A 9856-nucleotide genomic window follows, 5' to 3' on the forward strand; every position below is an offset into this window, starting at 1 on the left:
AGCGCAGCCCCTATCTCTCCCCCCATGGCATCGCAAGAGATCGAGGCATTGAGCGCCGCGCTCGCCCGCCTGCCGGGCCTCGGCCCCCGCAGCGCGCGGCGGGCGGTGCTGTGGCTGGTCAAGCACCGCGAATCTGCGCTCCCCGCATTGCTCGAAGCGCTGGCAGGCGTCGCCGAGACCTTGGTCGAGTGCCACATCTGCGGCAATGTCGACACCCGCGCCCCCTGCGGCATCTGCGCCGACCCGCGCCGCGATGCGCGGTCCTTGTGCGTGGTGGAGGAGGTCTCCGACGTCTGGGCGCTGGACCGCGCACGCCTCTTCCCCGGACGCTACCATGTGCTGGGCGGCAGGCTCTCGGCCCTTGACGGCATCGGTCCCGAAGACCTCGGCATCGCCAGCCTGCTCGCCCGGGTCGAGGCGGGAGGGATCGACGAGGTGGTGCTCGCCATGAACGCCACATTGGAAGGCCAGACCACCGCGCACTATCTCGCCGAGCGGCTGGAGGCCTTCCCCCTGCGCGTCACCCAGCTCGCCCACGGCCTGCCGGTCGGCGGCGAGCTCGACTATCTCGACGAGGGCACGCTGGCGCAGGCCTTGCGGGCGAGAAGGCCGGTGGGATGAACGTGCTCCAGCGCATCTTCACATGGCTGCTTGGCCCCGGCGTCGAACGCGAATCGCGCGAGTGGAAATACGAATGCAGCCAGTGCGGCCACCGCGAGAGCGTGTGGGAGCGGGGCGGCATCCGCTACAAGGCGAGCGGCGAGAAGTCCTATCGCGGCCGCTGCCCCGCCTGCGGCCATGTCGGCAAGCGCTGGCTGCGTCGATCACCCTGATCGGAGCATCCTGCTTGCCGGAAAGCGGCGTGGCCCCTATCTTGCGCGCATTATGGCTATCCGCGAAATCCTCGAAGTGCCGGACCCCCGGCTCAAGACCGTCTCGACCCCGGTCGAACCCCACGAGTTCGGTCCCGAGCTGAACACCCTCGTCGAAGACATGTTCGAGACGATGTATGACGCCCCCGGTATCGGTCTGGCCGCGATCCAGGTCGGCGTGCCCAAGCGGGTGCTGGTGATCGACTTGCAGCCCGACGATCCCGATGCCGAGCCGGTCGAATGCACCAGCCATGGCGGGCACAAGCACACGCACCCCGCCACCAAGAAGGAACCGCGGGTGTTCATCAACCCCGTGATCCTCGATCCGGCGGCCGAGCTTTCGACCTATCAGGAAGGCTGCCTCTCGGTCCCCGAGATCTACGCCGACGTCGATCGCCCCGCGACCTGCACGGTGCGCTATCAGGATCTGGACGGCAACACCCACGAGGAACACCTCGAAGGCCTGCTCGCGACCTGCCTGCAGCACGAGATGGACCACCTAGAGGGCATTCTCTTCATCGACCACCTCTCGCGCCTGAAGCGCGCGATGGTGCTGAAGAAGCTCGAGAAGATCAGGCGCGCGGCGTAATTTTTGCGTGCCCGCCTCCGCGGGCACGTCCTCGGGGCTGTTCTTTCGCTCCGCTGCGCTACGCTACAGGCCCCTGCGGGCGGCCGTTCGGCCTTGCGGCGCGTGCCGCGCCGATACTTGTGCCAACCGATCCCTTATCGTCACCCCGGACTTGATCCGGGGCTTGGCTTTCTTTCTTGTTGGAAAGCGCGACGCAGGCCTAGCGTTCCCCATTCGTTCCGTGTAGGCATGCCGCATGGACCCCGCGATTCTCTCGATCATTGCCCTGCTTGCCGGCGCCGCGCTCGGCTGGTTTCTCGCCTCGCGCCCGCTGGCGGATCTGCGCGCGCGGCTGGACGAGGCCGAGCGCGCGGGCAGCGAGCGCGAAGGCGAATTCAAGCGCGCCATTGCCGAACTGGGCGCAGCGCGGGTCGAGGTTGCGGCGCTGGGTGAACGCGCCGCCCGCGCCGACGCGCTGGCGCAGCAACTCGACGCCGCGCGCGAGGAGAACGCCCGCTTCCGTGCCGAGCGCGCAGCTTTCGAGGAACAGAAGCGCCTGCTCGAAGAATCGCGCACAAATCTGCTCAAGGAGTTCGAGAATACCGGCGCGGCGGTGCTGAACCGCGCGCAGGAAGCCTTCCTGAAACGCGCCGAGGAACGCCTCGGCCACTCCGAAAAGGCGAGCGAGGAGAAGCTGAAGGCCCTGCTCTCGCCGGTGGGCGAGAAGCTGGCGAATTACGAGCGGCAGGTCGCCGATCTCGAGGCCAAGCGGACCGATGCCTTCGGGCAGCTGGCGGGCCTGATCCAGTCGATGAAGGAAGGCCAGGAACAGGTGCGGCGCGAGGCGCAGCGGCTCGGCAATTCGCTCACCAACGCCCCCAAGGCGCGCGGGCGCTGGGGGGAGCGGGCCTTGCAGAACCTGCTCGAACAATGCGGCCTCGCCCAGCACACCGATTTCGTGATGGAGCACTCGATCGACACCGAGGACGGCCGCCTGCGCCCCGATGCGATCGTGCGCATTCCGGGCGGCAAGGTGCTGGTGATCGATTCGAAGGTGTCGCTCAACGCCTATCAGGAAGCCTTCGAGGCCACCGATGACGAGGCCCGCGCGCGGGCGCTGGCCGATCACGTCCGCTCGATGCGCAACCACGTGCAGACGCTCGGCGCGAAGAGCTACCAGTCGCAGTTCGAGGACGCGCCCGATTACGTGGTGATGTTCGTGCCGGGCGAGCATTTCGTCGCCGCCGCGCTCGAGGCCGATCCGGACCTCTGGAACTTCGCCTTCGACAAGCGCGTGCTGCTGGCCACACCGACCAACCTCGTCGCCATTGCGCGCACCGTTGCGCAGGTCTGGCGGCAGGATGGGCTGGCGAAAGAGGCGCAGGAAATCGGCCGGATGGGTGCCGAGTTGTATGACCGCCTCGCCACTGCTGCCGAGCATCTGAAGCGCGTCGGCGGCGGGCTGGAGAGCGCGGTCAACAATTACAACAAGTTCGTCGGCTCTTTCGAGCGCAACGTCCTGTCCTCGGGGCGGCGGCTGGCAGAAAAGGGCGTCGAGATCGGCAAGCGCGAGATCGACGAGGTGCCGCTGGTCGCGAGCGCGCCGCGCTACAATGCCGAGGATGTTGCAGCGCTCCAAGCGCCTGATATGGATGGCGAAAGCGAGAAGCGCGACGCAGCGGAGTAGGGCGAATGGATAGCGGGGCACAGGGCTGGCAGCTGGCGCAGATCAACATCGGCAAGCTGCTCGCACCCGAGGGTGATCCCCGCGTTCAGCCCTTCTTCGACGCGCTCGAGAAGATCAACGCCATCGCCGATGCCTCGCCCGGCTTCGTCTGGCGGCTGCAAACCGAAAGCGGCAATGCCACCGATCTCGAGGTTGCCCCGGACCCGTTGCTGATCGTCAACATGTCGGTGTGGCAAGACGCCGAGAGCCTGTTCGATTTCGTCTACCGCTCGGGCCACACGCCGGAAATGGCGCGGCGGCGCGAATATTTCCACCGCTTCGAGGGGGCCTATCAGGCCCTGTGGTGGGTTCCCGAAGGCCACCGGCCGAGCATCGACGAGGGCCTCTCGCGCCTGTGGATGCTCGACCGCTACGGCCCGACCCCGCAGAGCTTCACCTTCAAGGCACGCTTCCCGCGCCCGGGCGAGGAGACGCCGCCGGTCGACATGAAGCCCGATCCCTGGTGCATCGGCAACGCGTGAAGCCTGCGTCGCCGCAGCCGGTCCCAACACGGGTTAGGGGAATTGGCGCGAAGTTCCTCTCTGGTCGGCGCGACACGGGCGAAACGGTGAGGCAGACAATGAAGCGGGAACTCGCGATAGCGGCGCTGATGGCGACGGGCTTTCTGGCAGGCTGTGAGCCGCCGTCGGCGCCGGACGCGGCGTCCTCCGCCACGCCGGGCTCGAGCGAAACGGTTGCCCCTGCCACACCGGCCAACGGCGCGCCGATGCTCGACGCGGCAAGCTATCCCCCGCGCGACGATTGCGGCGCCCTGCCGGGCTGGCCCGCGTTCCGGACGCAGCTCGACAAGGCCGTCGCCGCGCGCGACGCCGATGCGCTTGCGGCGATCACCGATCCTGACGTCCGGCTCGATTTCGGCGGCGGGGCGGGCACCAAGGAATTGCGCCAGCGGCTGGTCGACCCTGACTACCGGCTGTGGGACGAACTCGCCGCCATCCTGCCGCTCGGCTGCGGCCCGCAGGACGGCGGCGGCGCGGCGATGCCGTGGATCTTCGCGAACAGCCCGGCGGACGCCGACCCGTTCAACGCCATGCTGGTCCTCGGCCCGGCGGTTGCGGTCCGGGCCGAGCCCGACGCCGCGGCACCCGCCACGGCGCGGCTGAACTGGGCCATCGTCGATCTGGCGCAAGGTTACGAGGGGCCGGACAAGCCGTTCGCGGCGGTCATCCTGCCCGGCGGCGGCAAGGGCTATGTCGAGACCGCCAGGCTGCGCAGCCTCGTCGATTACCGCCTGCTCGCCACGCGCACGCCACAGGGCTGGCGGATCACTGCGCTGATCGCGGGTGACTAGTCGCCGAGCGCCGCGAGCACCTCATAGGCCAGAACCGCTCCGGCGACGGCGGCGTTCAGGGAATCCGCGCGGCCCTTCATCGGCATGGTGACGCGCAGGTCGCAGGCCAGCTCGTAATCCTCGGGCAGGCCCTGCGATTCGTTGCCGACGAGGATGAAGCATGGCGCCGCATAGGCCGCGCCGCGATACGGCACGGCGTCGCGCAGCGAGGCGGCGACCAGCTGGCCGTCTCCCGCCCGCAGCCATCCCAGAAAATCCTCCCACCGCGCCTGCGCCAGGCCGACGGTGAACACCGCGCCCATGCTCGCGCGGACGGCTTCGGCGCTGAAGGGGTCGGCGCAGTCGTCGATCAGGATCAGCCCGCCCGCGCCAACCGCGTCGCAGGTGCGCAGCATAGTGCCGAGGTTGCCGGGATCGCGCAAAGCCTGCGCGGCGAGCCAGATCGGCGCGGCGCTGCGGTCGAGTGCGGCCAGCCTCGTGTCCCACTCGTCGAACACCCCGGCGACCGCTTGCGCGTTCTCCTTGCCGGTGATCTTCGAGAGGATGTCGGGCGTGGTCGCGATCACGTCGCCGCCGGCCGCCACGACCTCGGCCTCGAGCCGTTCGAGCAAGGGATGCTCGCGGCCCTCGGCCATCACCAGTGTCTGCGGCAGTCGGCCCGAGGCGCGCGCGTCCTCGAGCAGGCGCAGGCCCTCGACCAGAAACTGCCCCGCGCGCTTGCGGTGCTTCTTGTCGCGCAGGGAGCGCAGGTATTTGACCGTCGGATTGGAAAAGCCGGTGATGTGCTTGCGCATGGGCGTCAGGGCCGCCGCCCCTAGTCCTCGCCGAAGCCGTCGGCGATCAGCGCGATGAGATCGGCGAGCACGGCGTCCGCGCCGTCCCCCTCGACCGCCACCTCGACCGTGTCACCCTTCGCCGCGCCGAGCATCATCAGCCCGAGGATCGAGCCGCCCGCCGCGCTGTGCGGGGGCTTGCTCACGGTCACCTTGACCCCCTCGGGCAGCGCGCTGACCGCGCCGACGAACTTCGCGCTCGCCCGCGCGTGCAGCCCGCGGCGGTTGACGATGGTGACGCTCTGCCTTGCTTCCCCCACGCGCCTTGCCCCCTAGGCCTTGGCCCGCGCCGGGGGAGCGGCGTCCGCGCCCAGCAATTCGCTGGCGATGGTGATGTAGTTGCGCCCGGCGGTCTGCGCGGCGTGGACCGCGGCGGTGACGTCCATCGCCTTCCTCGCCCCGGCGAGGCGGATCAGCATGGGGAGGTTGATCCCGGCGATCACCTCGACATGCCCCGCATCCAGCAGCGAGATCGCGAGGTTCGAGGGGGTGCCGCCGAACAGGTCGGTGAGGATGATCACGCCCTTGCCGGTGTTGACGCGCGCAATCGCATCGGCGATGTCGGCGCGGCGCTGCTCCATGTCGTCATTGGGGCCGATGCAGACCGTCACGATCGCGTCCTGCGGGCCGACGACGTGCTCCATCGCCTCGACGAATTGGTCCGCGAGGCGGCCGTGGGTTACCAGGATCAAGCCGATCATGTGCGAAAATGGGTCCGTTAACTGCCCGCCCGTCGGAGGGCCTTACGCGTTTCTACCTTAACCGACAATGTGTGTTGCACTGCGGCGTAAAATTCATGGGCGACCTCTAGCGGCGATCGCCTTCGATGGCGTCGGCCGCGCGCGACCCGAGGTTGCGGTGGCGGACAGTGGGCGAAAATCCCTCGCCGCGCAAGGCCTCGGCCATGGACTCGGCGGTGTAGACCGAGCGGTGTCTCCCGCCGGTACAGCCGAAGGCGATGTGGACATAGGGTTTGCCTTGCGCGGCGTAGCGCGGGAGCAGCAACAGGAGGAGGTCGCGAATCCGGGCGAAGGCCTCGGCGAAGGCGGGGTCTTTCTCGATGTGCTCGCCCACCGCCGCGTCCTGCCCGGTCTGCTCCTTCAGTCCCGGCACCCAGTGCGGATTGTCGAGGAAGCGCATGTCGAACACGAGGTCGGCGAGCGGCGGCATCCCGCGCGCGAAGCCGAAGCTCGAGATGGTGAGGGTGAGCGCGGCCCCGGCCTCGGGGGGCGCGAAGAGCTCGCGGATCTTGCCCTGCAGATCGTTGCTGGTCATCGCCGTGGTGTCGATCAGCACCTCGGCCCAGCGGCGCAGCGGCTCGAGCAGCTCGCGCTCGGCGGCAATGCCATCCTGGACTGGGCGGCCATCGGCCATCGGGTGGCGGCGGCGGGTTTCGTTGAAGCGGCGTTCCAGCTCGCCGCCGGCGCAGTCGAGGAACAGCGAGGTGAGCGCGAGGTCGGGGCGTGCGCTGAGGTCCTTCACCAGCGCGATGATGTCGGCCGGGACGAAGCCGCGGGTGCGCGAATCGAAGCCGATCGCGAGCGGCGCGGAGGTCTCGTCGGCCATGGTGACCAGCCGCTTGAGCATGCGGACGGGGAAGTTGTCGATGGTCTCCCAGCCGAGGTCTTCGAGCACGGCGAGCGCTGTCGACTTGCCCGCGCCTGCCAGGCCGGTGACCAGCAGCAGCTGGCGCGTGGCGGGGGGCGGCGGAGGGGCGTCGGCGGCGGTCATGGCGCTCTATCTGGCGTTTGCGCCGCGCAAAGGGAAGATGCCGCGAATACGAGGCCGTGCATCCTGAGCGCCCATTCGGCGCGCGCGGCGGGGGCGTTGGGGCCGGGATCGAAGGCGAGCACCGGCACCGGGACCCCGGCGATGTTCCTTGTGAGCACGGGCGCTTCGGGCAGGCGCGCAGGCGGCGGGCCGCCGAGCGTGAGGATAAGCGCGACCGGGGCGGGCGGGGCGACGTCGAGGCGCGCAAGGCCCACGCCGCGCACTTCGATCAGCCCGGCGATATTGGGCGGCGGGGAGGCGATCAGCAGTCCCTCTGAGGGCGTCAATGTCACCGCATCATCGCCGATCAGCCCCGCGCCGCGATCGATCAGCGCGAGGGCGAGGCTTGACTTGCCGCTCCCGGGCGGGCCCTCGATCAGCAGCGCGCGTCCGCCGATCGCCACGGCGCTCGCCTGCATCACCAGACCGCTCACGGCGCCCCGGGCAGCGTCAGGCGCAGGCACGCGCCGCTCGCCCCGTCGACCCGCGCGTCGGCGATCAGCGAGCCGTCATGCGCCTCGGCAATCGCGCGGCCGATGGCAAGGCCGAGGCCGGAATGGTTGCCGAAGCTCTCGCTCTCGGGCCGGTCGGAATGGAAGCGGCGGAACACTGCCTCGCGCGCTTCGGCGGGGATGCCGGGGCCCTCGTCGGTGACTTCGGTGACGACCATGCGGCCCGCAGGGCGCAGGGTGACGCGCACCGTGCCGCCCTCGGGCGAGAAGGACACGGCGTTGTCGATCAGGTTTTCCGCGACGCGTTCGAGCTGGGTCGGCACGCCCATCACCCGCAGCTTGCCGCCCGGCGGCACCCGCGCGTCGAGTTCGAGCTTGCGTCCGCCGTTCATGCCCCGGTTCTCGCGGCTGGCGATGAGGTTGGCGAAGAGTTCGGTGAGGTCGACGCGCTCGAGGGTCGCGCGGCTGATCTCGGCATCGACGCGGCTGGCGGCGGAGATTTCGGTGACGAGGCGGTCGATCCGGCGCACATCATGCGCGGCGATCTGGGTGAGCTCGGCGCGCAGGGCGGGGTCGTCGACGCGGGGGAGCGTGTCGATGGCATTGCGCAGGGAAGCGAGCGGGTTCTTGATCTCGTGGGCGACATCCGCCGCGAAGCTGTCGACCGCGTCGATCCGGCCGCGTAGGGCGGTCGTCATGTCCGAGACCGCGCGGGCGAGCAGGCCGATCTCGTCGCTCCGCTGGGGCAGGCGCGGCACTTCAACCTCGCGGTCGCGGCCCTGCTTCACGCGCACGGCGGCGCGCGCCAGCAGGCGCAGGGGCGTGACGATGGTGCGCGCGAGGAACAGCGAGAGCGTCGCCGAGGCCGCCATCACCAGCAGCATCGCGAGGAACAGCGTGGTGCGCGCCGCGCGCACGCTTTCGGTGATGTCGACCGCGTTGCGCACGGTCAGCAGCGTCGCGCCCTGAAGGCCCACCGGCACCGCGGCGGTGATGACGGGGGTGCCGTCCTGCCAGTCGTAGAGCCTGACCTGTGACAGCCCCAGCTCGCGCGCGCGGGCGAGTTCGGGCCAGGCGTTGGCCTCCTGCGCATCGGGTTCGACATAGTCCTGCACGGGCTCTGCCGAGACGATGGTGTCGATGGTGCGATCGAGCCAGACCGAGAAGCGCTGTTCCCAGTCGTCGTCGGAGGTGTCGTTGAAGCGGAAGGCGGGTTCGGCCAGCGCAAAGCTGTCGGCGGTGAGCTTGCCCTTGGCATCGAAGGTGCGCAGCCGCATGCGCTGTTCCTTGCCGATCTGCACCAGGAGCGCCTCCTGCCGCTCGCGCGTCGCGCCGGCCAGCGCCTCGGCGGTGATCTGGGCCTCGATCCGGGCGAGCTTGAAGCGCTCGTTGATCAGCTGGGTGCGGTAGCTGTCGAGATAGAAGAGCCCGCCGCCGAGGATCAGCAGGGGGAGGATGTTGACCGCGAGGATGCGCCCCGTCAGCGCGAAGCGGCCGGTGGCGCTCATCTGCTCGGCCCCGTTCCCGCCGCGCTTTTCGTCAGCCATCGGTGAAGCTGTAGCCCGCGCCGTAGAGCGTATCGATCGCATCGAAGCTCTGGTCGACCGCCTTGAACTTGCGGCGCATCCGCTTGATGTGGCTGTCGACCGTGCGGTCGTCGACGAAGACGTCGTCGGGGTAGGCGGCGTCCATCAGTTGGTTGCGGCTCTTGATCACGCCGGGGCGGATGGCGAGCGCTTCGAGGATCAAGAATTCGGTGACGGTGAGGCTGACCGCCTGCCCGTCCCACATCACCTGATGGCGCGCCGGGTCCATGAACAGCCGGCCGCGGGTGAGGGTGGCAGGCGCGGGCTCGGGCGAGGCGGCCGGCGCAGTGTCGGTGCCAAGCGGCTCGGCGCGGCGCAGGATCGCGCGGATGCGGGCGATGAGGAGGCGCAAGCTGAAGGGCTTGGCGATGTAATCGTCCGCGCCCAGTTCGAGGCCCGCTTCCTCGTCGCTCTCGTCGTCCTTGCTGGTGAGGAAGATGACGGGGATGGCGGAATTCTCGCGCAGCCGACGCAGCAGCTCCATCCCGTCCATCTTGGGCATCTTGATGTCGAACACCGCAAGATCGGGCGGATTGTCGAGCAGCGCCTTCAGCGCGGTCTCGCCATCGGAATAGAGGCGGGTGGCAAAGCCCTCGGCCTGCAATGCGATCGAGACCGTGGTGAGGATGTTGCGATCATCGTCGACCAGCGCGATCTGGAGCTTGCGCGCCTCGCCGCCGCCCTCGGGAGGCGGGGCGTCGGTGGGGGCGGTGGTGCCCTCGCTCGCCATCAGGAGT

Annotated in this window: 13 protein-coding genes; 6 read left to right on the plus strand and 7 right to left on the minus strand. The window is 69.3% G+C overall.

All coding sequences use genetic code 11. The features are described from left to right. Window positions 1-24 precede the first annotated feature (24 nt). From recR to PFX90_RS07985, 6 genes are all read left to right on the plus strand, one after another. Entirely contained in the window at window positions 25-621 is a 597-nt protein-coding gene (recR, locus tag PFX90_RS07960; protein ID WP_285711861.1) for a recombination mediator RecR, read from the plus strand. Next, complete coding sequence (locus PFX90_RS07965; RefSeq protein ID WP_285711862.1) at window positions 618-833, plus strand: P-loop NTPase family protein; 216 nt, start codon at window positions 618-620, stop codon at window positions 831-833. The genes recR and PFX90_RS07965 overlap by 4 nt, the downstream gene beginning before the upstream one ends. 52 nt (window positions 834-885) lie before the next feature. Further along, window positions 886-1461, plus strand: coding sequence for a peptide deformylase (locus PFX90_RS07970; protein ID WP_285711863.1), 576 nt, complete (start codon window positions 886-888; stop codon window positions 1459-1461). A 235-nt stretch (window positions 1462-1696) separates the two neighbouring features. Further along, window positions 1697-3127, plus strand: a complete 1431-nt coding sequence (locus PFX90_RS07975) for a DNA recombination protein RmuC (RefSeq protein WP_285711864.1) — start codon at window positions 1697-1699, stop codon at window positions 3125-3127. Window positions 3128-3132: 5 nt separating this feature from the next. Further along, window positions 3133-3648, plus strand: coding sequence for a DUF3291 domain-containing protein (locus PFX90_RS07980; protein ID WP_285711865.1), 516 nt, complete (start codon window positions 3133-3135; stop codon window positions 3646-3648). A 98-nt stretch (window positions 3649-3746) separates the two neighbouring features. Further along, on the plus strand, window positions 3747-4478 hold the full coding sequence (locus PFX90_RS07985; protein WP_285711866.1) for a hypothetical protein: 732 nt from the start codon (window positions 3747-3749) through the stop codon (window positions 4476-4478). On the opposite strand, the gene PFX90_RS07990 is transcribed toward PFX90_RS07985, so the two are convergent. The 7 genes from PFX90_RS07990 to PFX90_RS08020 form a co-directional block, all read right to left on the minus strand. After that, a complete protein-coding gene (locus PFX90_RS07990; RefSeq protein ID WP_285711867.1) occupies window positions 4475-5272 on the minus strand; it encodes a TrmH family RNA methyltransferase in 798 nt (265 codons plus the stop codon). The genes PFX90_RS07985 and PFX90_RS07990 overlap by 4 nt on opposite strands. 20 nt (window positions 5273-5292) lie before the next feature. Further along, window positions 5293-5571 (minus strand): HPr family phosphocarrier protein, encoded by a 279-nt coding sequence (locus tag PFX90_RS07995; RefSeq protein ID WP_285711868.1) that lies wholly within the window; start codon window positions 5569-5571, stop codon window positions 5293-5295. Between the two features lie 12 nt (window positions 5572-5583). After that, the gene (locus PFX90_RS08000; protein WP_285711870.1) at window positions 5584-6012 is read right to left on the minus strand and encodes a PTS sugar transporter subunit IIA; all 429 of its coding nucleotides are present in this window, start codon (window positions 6010-6012) and stop codon (window positions 5584-5586) included. 106 nt (window positions 6013-6118) lie between these two features. Beyond that, complete coding sequence (rapZ, locus tag PFX90_RS08005; protein ID WP_285711872.1) at window positions 6119-7042, minus strand: RNase adapter RapZ; 924 nt, start codon at window positions 7040-7042, stop codon at window positions 6119-6121. Beyond that, window positions 7039-7515 carry an HPr kinase/phosphorylase gene (locus tag PFX90_RS08010; protein ID WP_336426489.1) on the minus strand — a complete coding sequence of 159 codons (477 nt, stop codon included), beginning with the start codon at window positions 7513-7515 and terminating at the stop codon, window positions 7039-7041. Before PFX90_RS08010 ends, rapZ begins: the two co-directional genes overlap by 4 nt. After that, complete coding sequence (locus PFX90_RS08015) at window positions 7512-9080, minus strand: sensor histidine kinase (RefSeq protein WP_285711873.1); 1569 nt, start codon at window positions 9078-9080, stop codon at window positions 7512-7514. Before PFX90_RS08015 ends, PFX90_RS08010 begins: the two co-directional genes overlap by 4 nt. Continuing rightward, window positions 9073-9849 carry a response regulator transcription factor gene (locus PFX90_RS08020; RefSeq protein WP_285712054.1) on the minus strand — a complete coding sequence of 259 codons (777 nt, stop codon included), beginning with the start codon at window positions 9847-9849 and terminating at the stop codon, window positions 9073-9075. Before PFX90_RS08020 ends, PFX90_RS08015 begins: the two co-directional genes overlap by 8 nt. Between the last annotated feature and the right edge of the window lie 7 nt (window positions 9850-9856).

The sequence above is a fragment of the Erythrobacter oryzae genome, from assembly GCF_030271515.1.
GTDB classification, from domain to species: Bacteria; Pseudomonadota; Alphaproteobacteria; order Sphingomonadales; family Sphingomonadaceae; genus Erythrobacter; species Erythrobacter oryzae.